This is a genomic window from Nocardioides ganghwensis, from assembly GCF_014779655.1.
Taxonomy (GTDB): Bacteria; Actinomycetota; Actinomycetes; order Propionibacteriales; family Nocardioidaceae; genus Nocardioides; species Nocardioides ganghwensis.
Genome location: NZ_JACXYX010000002.1, coordinates 322521 through 343125 on the forward strand (window position 1 = coordinate 322521; position 20605 = coordinate 343125).

17 protein-coding genes are annotated in these 20605 nt (G+C 72.8%); 10 read left to right on the top strand and 7 right to left on the bottom strand.

The genetic code is table 11. The features are described 5' to 3' along the window. Positions 1 to 11: 11 nt before the first annotated feature. Positions 12 to 4367 (bottom strand): nSTAND1 domain-containing NTPase, encoded by a 4356-nt coding sequence (locus IEZ24_RS03780; RefSeq protein WP_129455595.1) that lies wholly within the window; start codon positions 4365 to 4367, stop codon positions 12 to 14. Positions 4368 to 4384: 17 nt separating this feature from the next. On the opposite strand from IEZ24_RS03780, the gene IEZ24_RS03785 reads away from it, so the two are divergent. Together IEZ24_RS03785 and IEZ24_RS03790 are read left to right on the top strand one after the other, a co-directional pair. Continuing rightward, positions 4385 to 4651, top strand: a complete 267-nt coding sequence (locus IEZ24_RS03785; RefSeq protein ID WP_129455596.1) for a hypothetical protein — start codon at positions 4385 to 4387, stop codon at positions 4649 to 4651. Continuing rightward, positions 4651 to 4977, top strand: a complete 327-nt coding sequence (locus IEZ24_RS03790; protein ID WP_129455597.1) for a hypothetical protein — start codon at positions 4651 to 4653, stop codon at positions 4975 to 4977. The genes IEZ24_RS03785 and IEZ24_RS03790 overlap by 1 nt, the downstream gene beginning before the upstream one ends. Before the next feature lie 141 nt (positions 4978 to 5118). On the opposite strand, the gene IEZ24_RS03795 is transcribed toward IEZ24_RS03790, so the two are convergent. Continuing rightward, positions 5119 to 9357: an nSTAND1 domain-containing NTPase gene (locus IEZ24_RS03795; RefSeq protein ID WP_165356100.1), complete on the bottom strand. Its 4239-nt coding sequence runs from the start codon at positions 9355 to 9357 to the stop codon at positions 5119 to 5121. A 150-nt stretch (positions 9358 to 9507) separates the two neighbouring features. Between IEZ24_RS03795 and IEZ24_RS03800 the strand changes: the two genes are divergently transcribed. After that, entirely contained in the window at positions 9508 to 9798 is a 291-nt protein-coding gene (locus tag IEZ24_RS03800; protein ID WP_129455599.1) for a hypothetical protein, read from the top strand. A gap of 26 nt (positions 9799 to 9824) precedes the next feature. Here IEZ24_RS03800 and IEZ24_RS03805 read toward each other — a convergent pair whose 3' ends face one another. The 3 genes from IEZ24_RS03805 to IEZ24_RS03815 form a co-directional block, all read right to left on the bottom strand. Then, positions 9825 to 10472 (bottom strand): alpha/beta hydrolase, encoded by a 648-nt coding sequence (locus tag IEZ24_RS03805; RefSeq protein ID WP_242498514.1) that lies wholly within the window; start codon positions 10470 to 10472, stop codon positions 9825 to 9827. Between the two features lie 20 nt (positions 10473 to 10492). Further along, positions 10493 to 11050, bottom strand: coding sequence for a hypothetical protein (locus tag IEZ24_RS03810; protein ID WP_129455601.1), 558 nt, complete (start codon positions 11048 to 11050; stop codon positions 10493 to 10495). 81 nt (positions 11051 to 11131) lie between these two features. Then, the gene (locus IEZ24_RS03815) at positions 11132 to 11674 is read right to left on the bottom strand and encodes a YbaK/EbsC family protein (protein ID WP_242498515.1); all 543 of its coding nucleotides are present in this window, start codon (positions 11672 to 11674) and stop codon (positions 11132 to 11134) included. A gap of 77 nt (positions 11675 to 11751) precedes the next feature. Between IEZ24_RS03815 and IEZ24_RS03820 the strand changes: the two genes are divergently transcribed. After that, positions 11752 to 12771 (top strand): glycerophosphodiester phosphodiesterase family protein, encoded by a 1020-nt coding sequence (locus IEZ24_RS03820; protein ID WP_129455603.1) that lies wholly within the window; start codon positions 11752 to 11754, stop codon positions 12769 to 12771. Continuing rightward, entirely contained in the window at positions 12768 to 14456 is a 1689-nt protein-coding gene (locus IEZ24_RS03825) for an aminotransferase class V-fold PLP-dependent enzyme (protein WP_242498516.1), read from the top strand. The genes IEZ24_RS03820 and IEZ24_RS03825 overlap by 4 nt, the downstream gene beginning before the upstream one ends. Here IEZ24_RS03825 and IEZ24_RS03830 read toward each other — a convergent pair. Beyond that, positions 14445 to 14729 (bottom strand): hypothetical protein, encoded by a 285-nt coding sequence (locus IEZ24_RS03830; RefSeq protein WP_129455604.1) that lies wholly within the window; start codon positions 14727 to 14729, stop codon positions 14445 to 14447. The genes IEZ24_RS03825 and IEZ24_RS03830 overlap by 12 nt on opposite strands. Before the next feature lie 24 nt (positions 14730 to 14753). Continuing rightward, positions 14754 to 16001, bottom strand: a complete 1248-nt coding sequence (locus tag IEZ24_RS03835) for a PspC domain-containing protein (RefSeq protein WP_165356101.1) — start codon at positions 15999 to 16001, stop codon at positions 14754 to 14756. Between the two features lie 155 nt (positions 16002 to 16156). On the opposite strand from IEZ24_RS03835, the gene IEZ24_RS03840 reads away from it, so the two are divergent. From IEZ24_RS03840 to IEZ24_RS03860, 5 genes are all read left to right on the top strand, one after another. Further along, on the top strand, positions 16157 to 17518 hold the full coding sequence (locus IEZ24_RS03840; RefSeq protein WP_191192812.1) for an ATP-binding protein: 1362 nt from the start codon (positions 16157 to 16159) through the stop codon (positions 17516 to 17518). Next, entirely contained in the window at positions 17515 to 18180 is a 666-nt protein-coding gene (locus IEZ24_RS03845) for a LuxR C-terminal-related transcriptional regulator (RefSeq protein ID WP_129455606.1), read from the top strand. The genes IEZ24_RS03840 and IEZ24_RS03845 overlap by 4 nt, the downstream gene beginning before the upstream one ends. A gap of 100 nt (positions 18181 to 18280) precedes the next feature. Beyond that, positions 18281 to 19714, top strand: a complete 1434-nt coding sequence (locus IEZ24_RS03850; RefSeq protein ID WP_129455607.1) for an APC family permease — start codon at positions 18281 to 18283, stop codon at positions 19712 to 19714. Next, on the top strand, positions 19714 to 20157 hold the full coding sequence (locus IEZ24_RS03855; protein WP_129455608.1) for a universal stress protein: 444 nt from the start codon (positions 19714 to 19716) through the stop codon (positions 20155 to 20157). Before IEZ24_RS03850 ends, IEZ24_RS03855 begins: the two co-directional genes overlap by 1 nt. Positions 20158 to 20183: 26 nt before the next feature. Beyond that, complete coding sequence (locus IEZ24_RS03860) at positions 20184 to 20537, top strand: hypothetical protein (protein ID WP_129455609.1); 354 nt, start codon at positions 20184 to 20186, stop codon at positions 20535 to 20537. Positions 20538 to 20605: the final 68 nt, after the last annotated feature.

Below are 20605 nucleotides of genomic sequence, written 5' to 3' on the forward strand. Positions count from 1 at the left end.
GCAAGGGTGGGTCAGTCCTGGGGGCACACGGACCGGTAGGGCTGGGCGGGCAGGTACTGCGCCCACTCGGCCTCGGTCAGGTCCCGGCCAGCCATCTGGCACGCGAAGTCCAGCGCCCGGTCGAGATCGGTGTCCCACCGGTAGACGCGACCGTCGTACGACGCGATCGCCACGTCGTGGGTGTCGCCGATGAACTGCGCTCCTGCCGGCACCGGCTTGCCCCGGTGAGGCGGGTACACCGTGCCCAGCAGGTCCAGCGTCGCGGCATCCCAGAGGCTGACCCCGCCGTCCTCCGCACCGGACACCAGGCGCTCGCCGTCATCGGAGTAGCTGAGCCACAGGATCACTCCGCCGACGCTGGTGGATCGCTGCTCGTCATCCCCGGTCGCGACGTCGATGGTGATGATCTGACCGGTGTCGCCCGCCACCGCAACCGTCGAGCCGTCCGGGGAGCCCGCCGAAGCGAACGCGAACAGGTCCACCGCACCCTCGGACGAGACCACTCCGGCGTCGACGTCGATCACCCGCCAGAGCATCGACGTCCCGTCGTCGGAGGCCTCGTAGACCACTGCGGCTCTCCCGCGCCCGAGCGGGATCGAGCAGCAGAACGCGGGAACGTCGACGGGCTCGCCCCGCGTCAGCAGGGTCTCGGCGTCGACGACGTAGGTCGGGCCGTCCCAGCTGCCGGCGAGGAGGCTGCGACCATCATCGACGTAGCTCAGGGAGTGGATGCCTCCCTCGACGATCTTCCACGTCCCGACCACCTCGCCGGTGGCGGAGTCGAGGACGCTGGCGATGTCCGGCTCGGTGCACTCCTCGCAGTGTGCGGCGTACCGACCACCGTCGGGGTGCCAGGTGCCGTAGGACCAATGGCCCTCGTTGGTCGGAAGACGGGTCGCGGGGGTCGCGTTCCCGGTGACGGTGCCGACGAACCGGACCCACCCCTTGCCCGCGTCGTCGAGCCAGCGATAGGCGACCTGCTGCCCGTCAGGGGACACGTCGGCATGCGCGAACCTCTCGACGCCGCTGACCCGGGCGGTCTGCTGCAGGTAGGTGTCAGTGGCGGACAGGTCCCAGGTACGCAGCATGGAGTCACCGCCACCCCCGTGGACCAGGTCGTTGTCCGGACTGAAGCCGACGCCCCACGGATCGAAGGTGGTCCACCGTTCCTGTGGCCGGCCGGTGGCGGTGTCCCAGACGATGAGCTGTCCGTCGCGTGAGCTGGTCCCCACGAGCGTGCCGTCGGGCGAGAACCGGATGTCGGGGGAGACCACGTCCCGGTGACCTCGGAGCCTGGCGACCGTGTCGCCGCTGGCGGCGTCCACCAGCAACGCGTCCTTCTCCGTGACGTTGTCCTCGACCGCGAGAAGGGTCCCGTCGTCGTTGATGTCGAGGGCCAGGAACGACATCACGTCCTCCCGCCGCCAGATCCGCTTGCCCGTCGAGACACGGTGGGCGGTGAGAGGCGATGACGTGTAGAGCGTCTCGCCGTCGGGGCTGAGAGCCAGGCCTTGGATGATGTCGCCGGTTGGCACGCGAGTGGGGGACCTGGACGGCGAGCGCAGGTCCCAGACGACGGCGTAGGTCGACGAGGCGGCGGGGCCGGCTGTCTGCACTGGAACAGTCCGGAGCGCGGCCGCGAGGTAGCGTCCGTCTGCACTGAACTGGACATCGAAACCGACGGTAGGTGTGCCTCCGGGAGGGGCGAGCCTCGTGCCCGTCGGTTGCATGGTGTCCGGGTCCAGCAGGCGCACGGGTTCGCTCGACTCCACGCTTTCCAGGACGACCGCCAGCTGGCTGCTGTCGGGGCTGAAGGCCCCGAGGAGCCATGCCTGTTCGTCCTCAGGGGCGCGGCCGGCGTCATAGCTGCGCAGCAGCCGGTTGGTGGAGGCGTCGTAGAGATGCATCCGGTTGGCCTCGTCGGAGGCAGCGATCCAGCGGCCGTCGGGACTCACGCTCAGGCCCTCCAGGTAGCCGCCTTCGGGCGGCGCCGACCGGACCAGGCGCGGCTGCCTGGCCAGCGCGGAGACCAGGTTGACCCGGGTCTCGGGCGACTCGTCCAGGCGTGCGCCGGCGGCCGCGAGGAGCAACGAGAGGTCGATGTCGTCGGTGAGCTGGGACCGGAGGCCCACCCGTCGCGCGTCAGCCGAGACGGCTGCCTGTTCCGCCCGGGCGGCATGGTCCGCGGCGCGGTCGGACTGGACCGCGGCGATGCCGCCGGCGGCGAGCGCGAGGACCAGGAGCACCGCCGCGCCGCCGAGGACGATCCGGAGCCGGCGGATCAGCCGCGCCTGGGCACGGGCGTGCTCGGCCGCGTTGCGTTCCTCGGCATCAGCGGCCTCCAGAGCCGCTGCCAGGAAGGCGTGCTCGGTGTCGGTGAGGGTGGGGTCGGCACGCGACTGCCAGTCCAGGACCCGAGTCAGCCTGACCCCGCGGTACAGCTCGCTGTCCGGACGCCCGAGGGTGTCCCAGGCATCGGCGGCACCGCTCAGGTGGTGCCGGATCCGTTGTCCCTCGACGTCGTCGTCGAGCCAGCCCCGCAGCCGCGGCCACGCCCGCGCCAACGACTCGTGGGTGATCTCGAGGACACCCTCGTCGCTGGTCACCAGTCGTGCGGCGACCAGCGCCTCGACGAGCTGGTCGTGGGCGGGAGCGACGAGGCGGCGCGGCACGCGGGTCCGCACCGCCTCGCCCTCGGCTCCCGGAGAGACCAGCCGCAGGACGAGGTCGCGCAGCTGTCGCCGCTGCTCCGGCTCGAGCCGGCCGTAGAGCTGCTCGGCGGACTGGGCCACGGCGCCGTGGATGCCGCCGGAGGCCCGATAGCCCTCGACGGTGAGGGTGCTGCCCTCACGGCGTCGCCACGTCTCGAGCAGCGCGTGGGAGAGCAGGGGCAGGGCCCCGCGGTCGTCCCGCACCTCGTGCAGGAGGACGTCCACCAGTCCGTGCTCGATGACCAGCCCGGCCTGTTCGGCGGGCCGCTCGATCGCCTGGCGCAGACCGTGCTCGTCCAACGTCCCGACGAGGTGCAGCCCGCCCTCCACCAGCCGGCTGAAGCCGGCGTGCTCGGTCACCTGTCCGATCCGGTCACCTCGCACGGTGACGAGCACGGGCCGCCGTCGCGACTCCTCGACCAGCCGGTCGAGGAAGGTCCGCCTCTCCTCCAGGTCGTCGCACAGGCTGAAGACCTCCTCACCCTGGTCCACGGCGAGGACGGTGCCGGGCGGGGCGTCCTCCTCCAGCGCGGTGAGCGCCTGCATAGGCTCGGGGCCGGGTGTGAGGAGGACGACGCGGTGACCGCGCCGACGGAGGGTCGCGAGCACGCCTGCCCGAAGGAGGGACGACTTGCCCGAGCCGGAAGGCCCCACGAGGGCGACGAACGAACCTCGCTCGAGGATCGTCAGGCACGCGGCGACGTCCGCGTCCCGGCCGAAGAAGCGTTCGGTGTCGTCCACGTCGTAGGCCTTGAGCCCCTGCCACGGACACTGTGCCGCCCCGGCCCGCGGCTGCGGGACGAGGAGCCGTGGGTCCTGGGTGAGGATCGACTGCTCGAGGGCGAGCATCTCCGGTGACGGGTCGATGCCCAGCTCCCGGGCGAGGACGGCGCGCAATTGGCGCAGCGACCGCAACGCCTCGCCCGGCGCTCCCGTCTGGTACTGCGCGAGGACGAGGAGCTCCCAGCGCCGCTCCCGCAGCGGCGCGGCCCGCACCAGGGCGTGCGTCTGCGCCAGGACCTCACGGGCACGGCCGCTGCGGAGCATGGCGTCGACGTGCATCTCCTGCGCCTCGAGGCGCAGCTCCTCGAGCCGGCCGGCTGCTCGCCGGGCGGGTGGCCAGTCGGGAAGGTCTGCGAAGGCGGGACCGTGCCACTGAGCGAGGGCCTTCTCCAGCAGGAAGGCCACGCGGTCGCTCTCCCCCATCGTCAGGAGTCCGCGCGCCCGGGTCACCTGCGCCTCGAACTCGTTCGCGTCGAGGTCGTCGAGGGGCACCGCCAGGACGTAGCCGTGGGGCGACGTCTCGATCGCCTGGGTGCCCAGCACCTTGCGGAGCCTGACGATGCATGACTGGAGGTTCTTGGCCGCCGACGGTGGCGGATGGTCTCCCCAGACGGCGTCGACGAGCTCGTCGACGCTCACCGGCTGCCCCGGCCTCGTAGCCAGGGCCTGCAGCACGACTCGGTCGTGGGGGCCGAGACGGCCCGATCCGTCGACGGTCAGAGGACCGAGGACTTTGATCCCCACCCCGTCAGCGTCCTCGGCGTGGCGGCCCCGGTCAACGCTGCCTATACCGGGGCTGTACCGCTCCTGCGCCGGATGTGTACCGGCTGGTGAGCAACTGGACACCTCGAGCCGAACGGCCCGGTAACCCATCGGATCAGGAGATCACCATGAACAGCATCAAGAACACCTTCGCCGCCGTGGTCGCCGCCGCCACGCTCAGCCTCGCCGCCGCCTGCGGCGACCTGGAGGAGCCCGCCACGGGCGCCGACACCTCGGTCGAGAAGAGCAACGGCCCGGCCGCCAAGCTCCCGGTCCGCGACCACACGAACCGGATGGACTTCGGGGACGGCGAGGCGACGCTGCCGGCGGAGCCGAAGCGCACCAGGGACACCAACTCGTCGCGACTCGACTTCGGTGACGACGGGCGCCCGTGATGAGCGCCTACTCGATCGGCTCGGACTCGCCGCGCTGGTGGTGGCCGCCGGCCGCCGCCGGCGCGGCGGGGGCGGCCGCGATCGCCGCCATCCTCGTGCTTCCCGCCAACAGCACTGCTCCCAACGGGACGATGCCGCAGGCCCCACCGGCACCGGCGGGCGACCTGTGGTTCTCCACGATCGACCCAGGCGTCGGCCGCCAGTGCTTCGCGATCCCGGCCCGAGGCGTTGCCTCGTTCGAGGACCACCCGCGCTGCGGGCAGCGCCCGGTCGTGGCGCCGTGGTCCGGGACCGACGTACGCCCCGGCCTCGACCCTCGCCCCTGAGCCCATGAAGACCGCCACGCGCGCCGGCCGGGCCCTCGGTGCGGGGTCCCTCGTCCTCGGCGTGCTGTCCGTCTCCGCGTGCGACCTGCCTGTCGGCCCGCCCGACCGCGACATCGGCTACGAGCACAATGTCGGTGCAGGCTACTGCGGACAGGTCTCGCGGAACGGCAGGTCGCCGAAGTGCTCGGTCCACTCCGCGCTCGTGAGGTCGCGGCCCACCGCGCGGCAGGCGAACTCCACGGCGCTCTCCCTCGAAAGGTCCCAGTCGTAGGCCAGGCCAGTGCCCCAGTCCAGGATCCGGGCCGTGCGGCCGTCGGGGAGGAAGGCGCCGGTCAGCACCGAGGCCTCGGGCCCGACCAGGGTCGCGACGGGGGTGACAGTGGCGGCGTCCCACACCGCGACGAGCCCGTTCGGGCTCGACGACAGCAGCTGGGTCCCGTCGGGCGAGAACACGACCTGCGACCTCTGGTCCCCGGCCCACTCCCGCGCCGGCGCGACGCGTCGCCCGGTCGACAGGTCGATGACCTCCACCTTGCCCCGGGCCCCGGAGAGGGCCCCGTCGCCGTTGTCCCCACCGCCGACGGCCGCGTACCTGCCGTCCGGTGACACGTCGAGCCACTGGTGGTAGCGCATCTCCAGCTCACCCCGGTCCACCACGACGCCGCCGACCAGGTCGACGACCGCCCAGCCGCTGTTCGGGACGACGAAGCGGCCCGTGGCCTCGACCCCGCCGAGCAGCACCACGGCAGTACGACGATCCGGCCTAGCGACGACCCAGGACACGGGCTCACCGAGCTCCACGGGCGTCCCCACAGGCTCCAAGGTGGTGCCGTCCAGCAGTGTGACGGTCCCGTCGAGCGCGGACACCGCCAGCCGGCTGCCGTCAGCGGTGTAGTCGATCTCGGTGATCCGTTGCCCGGCAAGGACCGTGCGCTGGCCGGTCGGCTCGCCGTCCGCGTCCCAGATCCGGATCTCGCCGTCCGAGGTCGTCGCGAAGTGGCGCCCGTCCGGGTGGAAGGCGCCATAGGTGTGGCGGTAGCCGAAGAGAGGCGGGATCCTGCCCACGCTGCCTTCCCTGTAGTCGGTGACGGTCCAGGCGAAGTCGGCCAGCACCACCGAGCGCTCACCGCCTGCAGCCATCACGCCGAAGGCACCGCCGCGCTGCGACGACGTCGGGACGGTTCGGACGTAGCCCCGCTCCCCGGTGAGGTCCCACTTCCGCAGCGCGGCGCCGCCTCGCCCGGTGGCGAGCAGGAACGTCCCGTCGGCGGAGTAGTCGACGGCGTTCGCGTTTCCGCGATCGACGGCGAACTCCCTGTGCGGGCGGTCCGGGTGGCCGAGCCGCCACTCCTGCACGTCGCGCTGGTTCAGGGTGGTCACGATGAACCTCCGCTCGTCCGGGGCGATCCGCAGCGAGCCGACGTACCCCTCGGTGGGATAGCTGGCACGCACCCGGCCGCTGACGCCGTCGAAGACCCGCGTCGTGTTGTCGTCGATGCCGATGACCGCCTCGCCGCCACGGAGCGCGTCGAGCGACCAGATGTAGTGGCGGCCGCCCGGGTCCAGCGAGCGCGAGAGCCCGGTGCCCACGGAGTGTCTCGTCAGGGGGTGGGAGGTGAAGAGCACCTCTCCCCGCTCGTCGAGCGCGACCTGCGGGTGGATCGCGCCGGCGTCCATCCCGAACCGGCGGGGCGGCGCCTGGCGCTCGAGGTCCCACACCAGCGCCGCGCCGACGAGTGCCGCGGCTTCGGACTCCGACGGGCCCTGAAACCCGGCGGCGAGGTGGCTCCCGTCGCCGCTGAACGTCACGTCGGTCGCCTGCCACCCGCGAGGTGGAAGGCCGCGCAGCGGGCGGGCCGGGGCGAGGCTCGGCACCGTGAGCAGGGCCAGCGGCCGGCGGTCGTTCGCGCTCCTCGCGACCGCGAGCCACCGCCCGTCGGGGCTGAACGTGAGCTGCCGGCCGAACGCAGGGCCCCAGACGACCAGCGGATCCCCCAGTCGGCGCTCGCCGGCGAGCTCGCCGCTCTCGGCATCGTAGAGCCGCAGGTGGTGCGACTCGTCCAGGACCGCGACGAACCGTCCGTCCGCGCTGGCATCGACGGACAGGGGGAGGTCACCCTCGATGGGAGTGGAGGAGACGAGCTCCGGCCGCTTCGTGATCGCGGCCAGGAGGCTGTTGTGGGTGCCGGTGGCGGGATCCATCCGCACGCCGGCGACCGCGAGCAGCAGCGAGGTGTCGATGTCCCCCGTGACCAGCGCGCTGGCGCCGGCGCGCCGCGCGACGGCTTCGATCTCCGCCGCCGCGGCAGCGTCCGCGCTGTCGCCCGCCCGGTCCCACTGGGTGAGCGCCACACCTCCTCCTGCGACGGCGAGCAGGAGCAGCACGGTGGCGACGGCGAGGACCTGACGCAGTCGTGAGATCAGCCGTGCCTGCTCCCTCGCCCGAGCTGCTGCGCTCTGCTCCTCGACGTCGGCCTGCGCGCGTCCGGCCTCCAGGAAGTCGCGTTCGACTGCGGTGAGCGTCGCTCCGGTGGTGGTCCACCAGTCCAGGGCACGGGTGAGCCGGACACCCCGGTACAGCTCGCTCGCGGGACGTCCCAGCGTGTGCCAGGCATCCGCGGTCGAGCTCAGGTGGTGCAGGATCCGACGGCCGTCGACGTCGTCCTCGAGCCACCCACGCAGTCGCGGCCAGGCCCTGGCCAGGGACTCGTGGGTGATCTCGAGGACGCCCTCGTCGCTGGTCACGAGCCGCGCCGAGACCAGCATCTCGATCAGCCGGTCGTGCTCGGCGTCGGTGCCGATCAGCCGGCGCGGCACACGGGTCCGCACGGGTTCGCCCTCGGTGCCGGGGGAGAGCAGCCGGAGCACGAGGTCGCGGAGCGCCTCGCGCAGGTTCGGCTCGACCTGGGCATAGAGGCGCTCCGCAGACTGTGCCACCGCGTCGTGGATCCCGCCGCTGGCGCGGTAGCCGTCGACGGTGAGGGTGCTGCCCTCCCGCCTCTTCCAGGTCTCCAGCAGGGCGTGGGACAGGAGCGGCAGCGCTCCGGGGTCGTCCCGGACCTCGGTGACGAGGAGGTCGACCAGACCGGGCTCGAGGATCAGCCCGGCCTGTCGAGCGGGCCCGACCACGGCCTGCCGGAGGCCGGCCTCGTCCAGGCCGCCGACGAGGTAGAGACCGCGTTCGACGAGCCGGCTGAAGGCGGGGTAGGCGGTGAGGTCCGCAAGATGGTCGGCACGCAGCGCCACGACGACGGGGCGGCGCGGGGCCTCCTCAGCCAGGGCGTCGATGAAGGCGCGAGCCTCGTCGGGGTCCTCGCAGAGGGTGAACAGCTCCTCAGCCTGGTCGACCAGGAGGGCATCACCGGATCCGGACGCGGTGAGCGCCGACAGGGTCTGGACGGGATGGCGGCCCGGCGTGATCGTCACCACCCGGGTGCCGCGCTGCCGGAGGCGTGCCCCGATCCCTGCTCGCATCAGCGACGACTTGCCCGAGCCCGACGGGCCCACCAGCGCCAGCAGTCCCTGCGCGTCGAGGATCGCCATCCCGGCCTCGATCTCACCCTCGCGGCCGAAGAACCGGTCCGCCTCCGTGACGTCGTACGACTGGAGGCCCTGCCACGGGCAGGTCGGGTGCGCCACAGGGGCCTCGTCGTGCTGGAGCGCGGGGTCCTGCCGCAGGATGGACTGCTCGAGGGCCACGACCTCGGGCGCGGGATCGATGCCGAGCTCACGGGAGAGGACCGCCCGGAGCTGCCGGATGGTGCGCAACGCCTCGCCCTGGGCCCCGGTCCGGTACTGGGCCAGGGCGAGCAGCTCCCATCGGCGTTCTCGCAGCGGAGCCGACCGGACCATCTCGTGAGCCCGGGCCAGGGCCTCGCGCGCGCGACCGCCGCGCAGCTGGGCGTCGAGCAGGAGCTCCTCGGCGTCTCGGCGAAGCTCCTCGAGGCGGCCGGCCTCGCGGCGCGCGGGCGGCCACTCGTCGAGATCCGCGAACGCGGGGCCGCGCCACAGGCGCAACGCCTGCTCCAGCAGGAAGCAGACGCGGTCGGCCTCGCCGAGCTCGAGGAGCTCGCGAGCCCTCGAGACCTGGGCCTCGAAGCGCTGGGCGTCGACGTCGTCGGCGGGGGCACCGAGCCGGTAGCCGTCGGCAGTGGTCTCGATGGCGTCGGTACCGAGGACCCTGCGCAGCCGGACGATGCACGACTGCAGGTTCTTGCGGGCCGAGGCGGGCGGAGCGTCTCCCCAGAGCGCGTCGGTCAGCTCGTCGGCCGTGACCGAGCGTCCCTGGCGGACGGCCAGGGCCTGGAGTACGACACGGTCCCGTGGGCCGAGACGTCCCGAGCCGTCCACGGTGAGCGGGCCGAGGACCTGGATGCCCACCGCTCCACGGTGCTCCCGACTTCGGGTCGCGTCAACGCGGCGGATACCGGACGGATACCGCTGGGGGGCCTGTCGGATACCGGCGCGGTCGAACGTCGAGCGGTCGGAGCGCCCGCTCCGGCGGATCCACGACATCGGAAGGACCAGACCATGGACATCATCAGCACTGTGCGCGCCTGCCTGGTGGCAGCATCGTTCGGCGTCGCCAGCCTGACGCTGAGCTCCTGCGGCGACGAGGTGAGCCCACCCGCCCAGGACATCGGCGTCGAGCTGCCGGAACCGGCTACCCAGCCCTTCGAGCCGCCGGAACCGACCACCCGGCACTACGAGCCCGCCTGCAACACCCGAGCAGCGGTCAGGCCCTGCCCGGAACCGAACCCGGCCGGCAGCGGGACCCGCAACCGGATGGACTTCAACGACGAGTTCGAACCCGGACGGTGAGGCCCGCGGCCAGGGCACCCACGACGTCACCCCTCGACGTACGCGGCTCCGTCCAGCACGGCGGTCAGCGCCTCGGACCCCGGGGGGACGCCCAGCAGCGTCGCGGTGACGAACTCGGCGGCGTACGCCTCGAAGGTCCGCCCGTGGCGCAGCATCGCGTGACGGGCCCCGGGCACGGCGACGAAGCCGACCTGCGCGGTCGCGGCGAGGCGGCGCGCGAAGTCGGCCGACCTCGACAGTGGAGCGATGCGGTCGTCGGTGCCGTGCACCACCAGCACGCGGGTGCCGCGCAGGTCCGCGCGGTCGGCCGGCGTCACCCAGGGGTTGAGGGCCACGACGCTGCGGACCTGCGGGTCGCTGCCGCCCAAGAGGGCAGCGCGGCCGCCGAGGGAGTGGCCGACGAGCGAGACGGGGAGGTCGCCGTGCCGGGCGGTGACCTGCTCCAGCGCCCACGCGAGGTCCATGACCGGCGTGGTCTGCGAGTCCCATCCGCGGTGGGTGTTGAGCAGGCGGTGGACGGCCAGGCGCGAGCGACCGGCGCGGGCGATGCGCCGGGCGACCGGCACCATCCGCAGCACCGACAGCTGGGCCGGGCTCACCATCACGCGGTCGCCCCGGCTCGCCCCGCCGTGCAGCACGACCACGACCCCCTCGGGGTCGCGTGGCGTGCGCACTGGGACGAGCCGGGCACCGGTCATCCGGAGAGGCCGGGGATCCGGGACGTGATGCCGTCGAGCACGTTGGTCGGGCGCTGCTGCTCGCCGAGCTTGGCATCGACGACGATGATCGCGCCGGTCAGGGCAGGCACGACCCACTGGAGGAGGTGCAGCTGCCGCTGCGCCTCGGCCACGGCGGGCGGCGTGGCGGCAGCGGGCTCGGTGCCCGACTCGGCCGGCACGGCCGTGTGCTCCGAGACGCGCCGGCCCAGCACGCGGCTGTACGCCGTCACCCCGAGCGCGGCGGCCATCAGGCCGGTCTTGAGGAGTGAAGCGCCGGCCACTCCGCCCTGCCCGGCGACGCGGCCCTTGTTGCCCAGCAGCAGGCCGGTGCTGCCGACCAGGTGGGCGCCGATCGCCGCGGCGTTGACCGGGGTCCACCGGTCCCAGCCGGTGTTGGCGACCGAACCGACCCGCGCGGGCGCGTCAGCCTCGCTCGCTGCAGGGTTGAGGGCGACGGCGTTGGCCAGAGTCCCGCCGAACCAGGCCGCCAGGCCGACGTCGTTGAGCGTGCGGGACAGGGTGTTGTCGGACATGTGGGGTCTCCAGACCTCGGGTGCGGGGAACCCGCTCCGTACCCGAGGGCCCTCGTCCCATTCGCCGACGGCCGAGCAGTCTCAGCGGCCGAGGCCCGCCACCACCTCGGCGCCCGGGAGGTCGGCGAGCAGGGGACCCGGGACCAGCAGCTTCGAGCGGCGCACCCCGCTGCCGAGCACGACCACCGGCTCGTCGAGGAGGGCCTCGTGGACCAGCACCCGCCAGCCACCGGGCAGCCCGAGCGGTGTGATGCCGCCGTACTCCATCCCGGTCTCCTCGACCGCCCGGTCCACCGGCAGGAACGAGGCCTTGCGCACGTCGAGCATCTTGCGCACGAGCGTGTTGACGTCGGCGCGGGTGTCGGCGCGCACGACGCACGCGGCGACTCGCTCGTCGCCGGCGCGCGAGCCCGCGACGACGACGCAGTTGCCGCTCGCCGTCATCGGGATGCCGTACGCCTCGCTCATCGCCGCGGTGTCGGCGAGCTCCGGGTCGATGTCCACCACCGCCACCTGCGCGGCGCCCGGCCAGCCGGCCAGCGCGGCGGCGACGGGCGCAGCGACCAGCGAGGCGTGCTCCGCGGCGGGCAGGGACTCGAGAGTGGGGAACGAGGGCAGCGTCACGCGGTCATCATGCGGCATTCACCCTGAGGACACCGGGCGACCACCGCCCGGTCCCGCGGGGCGGCAACGGTGGAGCCATGACGGTGACCCGCGAGGCGGTGCACGCGACCTCGTCGTTGGTCCTCACCCCCGCCGTGGTTGCGCACCGCGGCGCCAGCGGGCACCGTCCCGAGCACACCCTCGACGCCTACCGGACCGCCATCCGGATGGGCGTCGACGACATCGAGCTCGACCTCGTCTCGACCCGGGACGGCGTGCTGGTCGCCCGGCACGACCTCGAGCTCAGCGCCACCACCGACGTCGCACAGCACCCCGGGCTCGCCCACCTGCGCCGCAGGCTCGTCGTCGACGGGGTGGCACAGGAGGGCTGGTTCGTCCAGGACCTCACGCTGGCCCAGCTCAAGACCCTCGCCGCCCGCGAGCGGATGCCGGCCACGCGTCCGGCCAGCGCGGCGTACGACGGGGTCGAGGGCGTGCCCACGCTCGACGAGGTGCTGGCGATGGTCGGCGCGGAGTCGTCGCGCCGGGGCCGTGCGGTCGGGGTGATGCTCGAGCTCAAGCACGCCGCCCACCACGACGCGATCGGGCTGCCGCTCGACGTGCCGCTGCTGCGCGACCTGGCCTGCCACGGCCTCGACCACCCCTGGGCGCGGGTGACGCTGATGGCCTTCGAGGCCCCGGTCCTGCGGCGGCTGGCCACCCGCACCCGGCTGCCCGTCGTGCAGCTCCTCGATGCGGGCGAGGTGGTGACGGCCGACGACCTGGACCGGATCGACGAGTACGCCGACGGCATCGGCCCGCATCGGGCGCTCGTGCTGCCACGCGACGCGGCGGGAGCGATCGGCGCGTCGTCCACCCTCGTGCGCGACGCACACCGCCGCGGGCTCACCGTGCACGTGTGGACGGTCCGTGGCGAGAACCGCTTCCTCCCCACCAACCTGCGCCGCGGCGACGCCCCGGACGCGCTCGGCGACATGGCGGCTGAGGTACGCGCGCTGCTCGCCGCCGGCGTCGACGGCGTCATCACCGACCATCCCGAAACGGCGCCCGCCGCGGTGCGCGCAGCGGTCCCGCACCGGCGTACGCTCGGGTCGTGACGCACGACTCCGCCACCTCGACCGCCCTGCTCGAGCGCATCCGCGCGTCCGTGATCGGCGACGACCAGGTCATGCAGGGCCCCTACGGCCCGCGCCGGGTGACCTACGCCGACTACACCGCCTCCGGTCGCAGCCTGACCTTCATCGAGGACTTCATCCGCACCGAGGTGCTGCCCGCCTACGCCAACACGCACACCGAGGCCAGCGGCACCGGCCTCCAGACGACGCGCCTGCGCGAGGACGCGCGCCGGATCATCCGCGACGCCGTCGGCGGCGACGACGAGACCGTCGTGGTCTTCTGCGGGTCGGGCAGCACGGCGGCGATCGACAAGCTCATCGGCATCCTCGGCCTCCGCATCCCCGCCGCGCTCGACGACCGCTACCACCTCAGCGACGCCATCCCCGCCGACGAGCGACCCGTGGTGTTCATCGGCCCGTTCGAGCACCACTCCAACGAGATCCCCTGGCGCGAGACCATCGCCGACGTCGTCACCATCCACGAGGACGCCGACGGACGGGTCTCGCTCGACCACCTCCGCGAGGAGCTCGAGCGCCACGCCGACCGCCCGCTCAAGATCGGCTCGTTCTCCGCGGCCTCCAACGTCACCGGGATCGTCACCGACACCGAGGGCGTCGCCGACCTGCTCCACGAGCACGGCGCACTGAGCTTCTGGGACTTCGCCGCCTGCGCGCCCTACGTCGACATCGAGATGTACGGCCCCGGCCGCTCGCGCAAGGACGCCATCTTCATCAGCCCCCACAAGTTCATCGGGGGCCCCGGCACCCCGGGCGTGCTGGTCGTACGCCGCGAGCTGATGGCCAACCGGGTGCCGGTGGTGCCGGGCGGCGGCACCGTCATGTACGTAAACCCGACCGAGCACCGCTACCTCGACGACAAGGCCCACCGCGAGGAGGGCGGCACGCCCGCGATCGTCGAGTCGATCCGCGCCGGGCTGGTCTTCCAGCTCAAGCAGGCCGTCGGCGTGGAGACGATCCAGGCCCACGAGGAGGAGCTGCTGCGCCGCGCGGTCGATGCGTGGGTGGCGGAGCCGACGATCCAGATCCTCGGCAACCTCGACTCGCAGCGGCTCTCGATCGTGTCCTTCGTCGTCAAGGCCCCCGACGGGACCTACCTCCACCACAACTTCGTCGTGGCACTGCTCAACGACCTCTTCGGCATCCAGACCCGCGGCGGCTGCTCCTGCGCCGGCCCCTACGGCCACCGGCTGCTCGACATCGACCTCGACCGCAGCCACGCCTTCGAGGCGCAGATCGCGACGGGCTGCGAGGGCATCAAGCCCGGCTGGGTGCGGGTCAACTTCAACTACTTCGTCGACGACGAGGTCTTCACCTACGTCGTGGAGGCCGTGCGGCTCGTCGCCCGCGACGGCTGGCGGCTGCTCGGCGACTACCGCTTCGACCCGCTCACGGGTCTGTGGCACCACCGCACCGGCCCGGTCGAGCCGCCGATGCGACTGGCCGACGTCACCTACGCCGCCGACGGGACGATGACCTGGCCCGCCCACACGCAGACGGCCCCCGTCTCGGTGCTCCGGGAGCACCTCGACGAGGGCCGCGCGATCATGGCCGCCGCGTCGCCGCCGGACTGGTCCGACACCGGTCACCTCGACCAGGGCTTCGACGACCTCAGGTGGTTCGCGCTGCCGGCCTGCTCATTGGTGTGAGGACCGGCGCGTGCCCCACACGGTGGCCGCGAGACCGGCGGCACCGGCCGCCAGCCACGGGATCGGCATCAGCCAGTTGAGCTCGGAGGTCTCGACGACGTCGCCCTGGACGAGCGCCCACACCAGCACCATGCCGGCGAAGGCGACGCCCATCACGAGGTGGCCGACGTTGACCGGGTGGAACCCGCTCGGCTTGTCGGGGGCGTCGAGGGGGCCGACCATCGGCTCGTCGTAGCCGTACAGGTCCGTGTCGTAGCTGCTGCTGTCACTCATGTCTGCGCTCATTTCCGGTGCTCCTCAGGCCGCTTCGCGGACGATGATCTCGCCGAAGACCAGGTCGATGCCGATGCTCATGTCGGGGGCCCCGACCCCTCCGTCACGGGAGCCGCCGACGCTGATCTCGAAGCCGTCGGTGCGCCTGTCGAAGACCCGGCTGTCACCGCCCACGACGTCGGTCGTGACGTCGACGTCGACCCCGTCCGGGACGATCACCTCGACGGTCCCGGCGAAACCGTCGATCGTGATCTCCCTGCCGTCCAGGGACTCGACGTCGTCGATCTCGGACAGGTCGAGCACGAACTCGCCGCCGCCGAAGTCGTAGGTGCTGTCGACCTCACCGGCGCTGGTCGGGGTGTGGACGTGGACACGCTCCTCGGGGAAGTGCGAGCTCGCGGTGGCGCCAGCGGTGACCAGGGCAGCCACGAGGCCCAGGGCGATCAGGCCGCCGGCGCGGCCCCACACGGAGCCGACGACCAGCATCAGCGCCGTGATGCCGAGCGCGAGCGCGGGGTAGGCACTGTCCGCCACGTCGACGCCGGCCACGTCGACCACGCCGAGGACACCCTCGGCCAGGGCGATCAGGGCGAGCGTGAAGAAGAACAGGATCGGTCCGCGCTTGCGGGGGTTCCGCGGGCGGGGCCCCCGGGCGTACCCGTCCCAGCCGCCCGGGTCGGCGGGGGGACCGTACGTCTCCCCGTACCCCTGCCCGTACGTCTCCCCGTACCCCTGCCCGTACGTCTCCCCGTACGACCCGGGTGCCGCGCCCGGTGCCGTCTGCGGACCCGATCCCTGGCGGTGCAGGAACCAGACGGCCAGCGCGGCGAGGATCGCCAGCGGCCACGGGAACCAGAACGCGCCGGCCCAGTCGCCGAGCGCGGCGATCAGCGCGAGCACACCCACGCCGGCCAGCGCGATCGCGCGGCTGCGGCGGTCGAGGCCGAGCGGCTCGTCGTCGGTGCCCTCCTCGGGCACCAGGATCCAGCCGGCGACGTAGAGGAGGAGGCCGGCGCCGCCGAAGAACACGCCCACCACGAGCGCCACCCGGACGATGATCGGGTCGATGTCGAGGTGACGCGCGATGCCGCCGGCCACACCGGCGATGTGACGGTCGGTGACGCTGCGGCGCAGGCGGCCGAGGTCCTTCATCTCGTCGCGGGTGACCCGGGGGCCCGACGAGGGCCGGCCCGAGGCGGGCTGACCGGGCGCGGGCTGGCCGGGCGAGGGCTGCTCGGCGTCGGTGTCTGGTGCGGGGCTGGCGTTGTCCATGGCTCCACTCTCGTCCGCGGACGCCGCTCCCACCATCGGGGACAGCCCTGATTCGTCGCCCGATCCGCAGGCGTCGGAGCGGGGGCCGGCTCAGGGTCGCCTCGGGGTCAGTCCTCATGGTCGCGCGCCTGCGCGCCTGCGACGATGGGGACACGATGACCCACCCCACGTCCACCTCCCACGCGGCAGGCCCGCCGGGCCGCCCGATGCGCCCCGGCGGGCCGCGTCGCGCCTACCGCGACCTCACCGCGCCGATCGCGGGTGGCGTCGCGTCCGGCCTGGCCCGGCACCTCGCGCTGCCGGTGCTGTGGGTCCGGGGCTTCTTCGTGGCCACGGCGTTCCTGGGTGGCTTCGGCCTCATGCTGTACGCCGGGCTGTGGGTGTTCCTGCCCGCGGACCAGCACTTCGAGGTCGGCGCGCCCGGCCTGGAGAGCGCGACCCGCACCGGCAAGCGCCCCGGCCGGCGCTCGCGGCTGCGCGACGCCGGCCCGGCCATCGCGCTCGGCGCGCTGTTCTTCGGCGTCGTCCTCGGCGTGGAGGGCATCTTCGGCCAGGGCGTGCTGTTCTGGCCGGTGGTCCTCGGCGTCGCCGGCATCGCCCTGCTGTGGCGCCAGGCCGACGAGGCGCAGCGCGAGCGGTGGATCGACTCGTCGGGGCGCATCGACCCCTTCCGTGCCGTCTTCGGCAACGGCGGATGGGCCGCCTACGCCCGGATCGCCGCGGGGCTCGGTCTCATCGTCACCGGCCTGCTCGTCTTCGCGATCGCCGCTGGGCAGGCCACCTTCGCCGTCCCGGTGCTGGTCGCCGGCCTGCTCGGCCTCGTCGGGCTCGCCATCGTGGTCGGCCCGTGGGCCAAGCGGCTCATCGACGACCTCGGCGCCGAGCGGGTGGAGCGGGTCCGGACCCAGGAGCGTGCCGACATGGCCGCGCACCTGCACGACTCGGTGCTGCAGACGCTCGCGCTGATCCAGAAGAACTCCCACGACGCCACGACCGTGGCGCGCCTGGCCCGCTCGCAGGAGCGCGACCTGCGCCAGTGGCTCTTCGAGGCCGAGACGACCGACGCCACGACGCTCGCCGGTGCGCTCAAGGAGATGGCCGCCGACGTGGAGTCGCAGCACCCGGTGGTCGTCGACGTGGTGACCGTCGGCGACTGCGACCTCGACGAGGCCCTGCGCCCGGTCGTCCTCGCCGCGCGGGAGGCCGTCGTCAACGTCGCCAAGCACGCCGGCACCCAGCGTGCCGACGTCTACGCCGAGACCACCTCCGGCGCCGTCGACGTGTTCGTGCGCGACCGCGGCGCCGGCTTCGACCTCGGCGCGGTCGCGACCGACCGGCACGGCGTACGCAGCAGCATCGTCGACCGGATGGAGCGCCACGGCGGGCGGGCGGACGTACGCTCTGCCCCCGGCGAGGGCACGGAGGTCCGCCTCCACATGCCCCGCCACTCCCACCCCCAGCAGCCCCAGTCACAGCCCCAGCCCCAGCCCCAGGCGCCCGACGAGGAGACCCGATGACCGAGACCGCCAGCGCAGGACCCGTGCGGGTCGTCCTGGTCGACGACCACGCGATGTTCCGGGCGGGGGTGCGCGCCGAGCTCGCCGCCAGCGGTGCCGGCGTGGTCGAGGTCGTCGGGGAGGCGGCCGACGCCGACGCGGCCGTGGACGTCGTGCGCGAGCTGCGGCCGCAGGTCGTGCTGCTCGACGTGCACCTGCCCGGCGGGGGAGGCGTCGAGGTGATGCGCCGGCACCCGTCGGCCGACACCCTCTACCTCGCGCTGTCGGTCTCCGACGCCGCCGAGGACGTCATCGGCACCATCCGCGGCGGCGCGCGCGGCTACGTCACCAAGACCATCACCGGCCCCGAGCTGGTCGACGCGATCACCCGAGTCGCCGGGGGAGACGCGGTGTTCTCGCCGCGGCTGGCCGGGTTCGTGCTCGACGCCTTCGCCGGGTCGATCGACGTCGCAGCCGTCGACGAGGACCTCGACCGGCTCACCGAGCGCGAGCGGGAGGTGATGCGCCTGATCGCCCGGGGCTACGCCTACAAGGAGGTCGCCAAGGAGCTGTTCATCTCGGTCAAGACGGTCGAGACGCACATGTCGTCGGTGCTGCGCAAGCTCCAGCTCTCGAGCCGTCACGAGCTGACGAAGTGGGCCTCGGACCGCCGCCTCCTCTGAGCCTGGGCCGCCTCCCATCGGGTGGGCGACGTTTGACACCGGGGCCTCGGAGGCGGTGGGGTCGAGGGATCCCCACCCCCACTCGGGAAGCGAGGCCGCCGTGGCCGACTCCACTGCCACCGTTCCGGACACCGGCGACGACGAGGACAGCCTCAAGCGGTCCATCACCGGGGCGCAGCTGTTCTTCTACACCCTCGGCGACGTCCTGGGCTCCGGCATCTACGTGCTCATCGGCCTGGTCGCCGCCGCGGTCGGCGGCGCCTTCTGGATCGCCTTCGCGGCCGGTGTCACGGTCGCGGCCATCACCGGGTCGGCCTACGCCGAGCTGGTCACCAAGTACCCCCAGGCTGCGGGCTCCTCGCTCTACGTGCAGAAGGCGTTCGGCAACAAGGCGCTCACGTTCCTCGTCACCGTGTCGTTCCTCTCCGCGAGCTTCGCCGCCTCCGGCTCGCTGGCGACCGGCTTCGCGTCGTACTTCTCCCAGCTCTTCGACGGCGGAGGTCCGCCGGCCCTGATCGTCTCGCTCGTCTTCGTCGCCGTCCTCGTGCTCATCAACTTCATCGGCATCACCGAGTCGGTGGTGATGAACATGCTGATGACCTTCATCGAGCTCACCGGCCTGGTGATCGTCATGATCATCGGCATCTGGTACATCGCCGAGGGCAACGCCGACTTCGGGACGCTCACCGACATCAGTGTCTCGGGCAACCCGGCCCTGGCCGTCCTCGCCGGGGTCGCGCTCTCCTTCTTCGCGATGACGGGCTTCGAGAACACCGCCAACGTGGCCGAGGAGACCATCGACCCCTACCGGTCCTTCCCCCGATCGCTCATCGGGGGTATGGTCGTCGCCGGCGTCGTCTACGTCCTGGTGTCGATGGCCGCGGCCCTCACCGTGCCCGTCGACACCCTGGCGGAGTCCGACGTCGCGCTGCTCGAGGTGGTCAAGCAGGGCATCCTGCCGTTCTCCACCGACCTGATGACCACGATCTTCACGGTCATCGCGCTGGTCGCGATCACCAACACCACCCTCGTCACCCTCGTCACCCAGCCCCGCATCCTCTACGGCATGGCCCGCGAGGACGTGGTCCCGGGAGTCTTCGCCAGGGTCCACGCGACCCGTCGCAGCCCCTGGGTGGGTCTGCTGTTCAGCGGCCTGGTCGTCGGCACCCTGCTCGTGACCGGCTACGCCGTCACCGCGGCCGGCGGCGGCATCGACCTGGTCAACCGGCTGGCGCTGGTCACGGTGGTCTTCCTGCTGGTGATCTACGCGCTCGTGATCGCGACGTGCCTCAAGCTGCGCGGGCAGGACGAGGACGAGCGGGCCTTCCGTGCCAACACGCCGCTGCTGGTCCTGGGCCTGGTCGGCAACCTCGCGATCCTCTACTACGCCGTCTACGACGACCCCGCCTCGCTGCTGTGGTGCGCCGGGCTGCTGGCGGTGGGCGTGGTGCTGTACCTCCTCGAGCAGCTCTTCGGTGGCCGGTCGGCTCCCCGGCCCGGCACCGCCTCACAGACCCCGAAGGGAGACCTCTGATGCACGTCATCGTCGCCACGGACGGTTCGAAGCAGTCGCTGGCCGCCGCCAAGCACCTGAAGTCCTTCGCCGACCCGACGAAGATCACCGAGATCTCCGTCGTCGCGGTCGTCCGTCCGCTCGCCTCCGTCGCCTTCGCCGACGACGTCTCGGAGAACAGGCTGGACGGCTCGTTCCGCGACGCCGCCCAGAGCGCCGTCGACACCATCGCGGGTGTCTTCGAGGGCTGGGGGCCCAAGGTCAGCAAGCGCATCCGCAGCGGCTCCGCGGCCAACGAGATCATCAAGGCCGCCAAGCAGTACGACGCCGGGCTCGTCGTGGTCGCCGCCGGCGGCCGCGGCCTGAGCGACGCGGTCCTCGTCGGCAGCACCGCGCAGCGCGTCCAGCACTACGCGCCGTGCCCGGTGCTCGTCGTACGCCCCGCGCCCCGGAAGAGGAAGTAGCACCCGCCAGCCGTAGGATCCCCGCCATGGAGACCCTGCGGCTGGTGCTGCTCTTCGTCCACATCCTCGGCTACGCCGCGCTGCTCGGCGGCCTGCTCGTGCAGCTGCGCTCGGAGCAGAAGGCCGTCAACCCGCTGATGCGCGACGGCTCCGGCACGGCCCTCCTCGCCGGGCTGCTGCTCGTCGGCGTGCTGGAGAGCCTCGGCAGCCCCGACCACGCCAAGATCGGCGTGAAGTTCGCCATCGGCCTCGTGATCCTCGTGCTGGTGATGGTCAACCTGCGCAAGCCGAGCATCCCGCAGGGTCTCTACCTCGGCCTGCTCGTGCTGACGGTCGCCAACATCGCCGTCGCGGTGTTCTGGTCGCCCACGCACGCCTGATCCGCGACCGGTCCACAGGGCCGGGCGGGGGCGTACGGCTGTCACCCCCGCCGCATAGGCTGGGGCGG

Coding starts and splice junctions, on each gene's coding strand:
- IEZ24_RS03785 (WP_129455596.1), top strand. CDS start 4,385: ATGAACAGCATCAAGAACACCTTCGCCGCCGTGGTCGCCGCCGCCACG.
- IEZ24_RS03860 (WP_129455609.1), top strand. CDS start 20,184: ATGGAGACCCTGCGGCTGGTGCTGCTCTTCGTCCACATCCTCGGCTAC.
- IEZ24_RS03810 (WP_129455601.1), bottom strand. CDS start 11,050: ATGTCCGACAACACCCTGTCCCGCACGCTCAACGACGTCGGCCTGGCG.
- IEZ24_RS03840 (WP_191192812.1), top strand. CDS start 16,157: ATGACCCACCCCACGTCCACCTCCCACGCGGCAGGCCCGCCGGGCCGC.
- IEZ24_RS03830 (WP_129455604.1), bottom strand. CDS start 14,729: ATGAGTGACAGCAGCAGCTACGACACGGACCTGTACGGCTACGACGAG.
- IEZ24_RS03820 (WP_129455603.1), top strand. CDS start 11,752: ATGACGGTGACCCGCGAGGCGGTGCACGCGACCTCGTCGTTGGTCCTC.
- IEZ24_RS03800 (WP_129455599.1), top strand. CDS start 9,508: ATGGACATCATCAGCACTGTGCGCGCCTGCCTGGTGGCAGCATCGTTC.
- IEZ24_RS03855 (WP_129455608.1), top strand. CDS start 19,714: ATGCACGTCATCGTCGCCACGGACGGTTCGAAGCAGTCGCTGGCCGCC.
- IEZ24_RS03790 (WP_129455597.1), top strand. CDS start 4,651: ATGAGCGCCTACTCGATCGGCTCGGACTCGCCGCGCTGGTGGTGGCCG.
- IEZ24_RS03835 (WP_165356101.1), bottom strand. CDS start 16,001: ATGGACAACGCCAGCCCCGCACCAGACACCGACGCCGAGCAGCCCTCG.
- IEZ24_RS03845 (WP_129455606.1), top strand. CDS start 17,515: ATGACCGAGACCGCCAGCGCAGGACCCGTGCGGGTCGTCCTGGTCGAC.
- IEZ24_RS03780 (WP_129455595.1), bottom strand. CDS start 4,367: ATGGGTTACCGGGCCGTTCGGCTCGAGGTGTCCAGTTGCTCACCAGCC.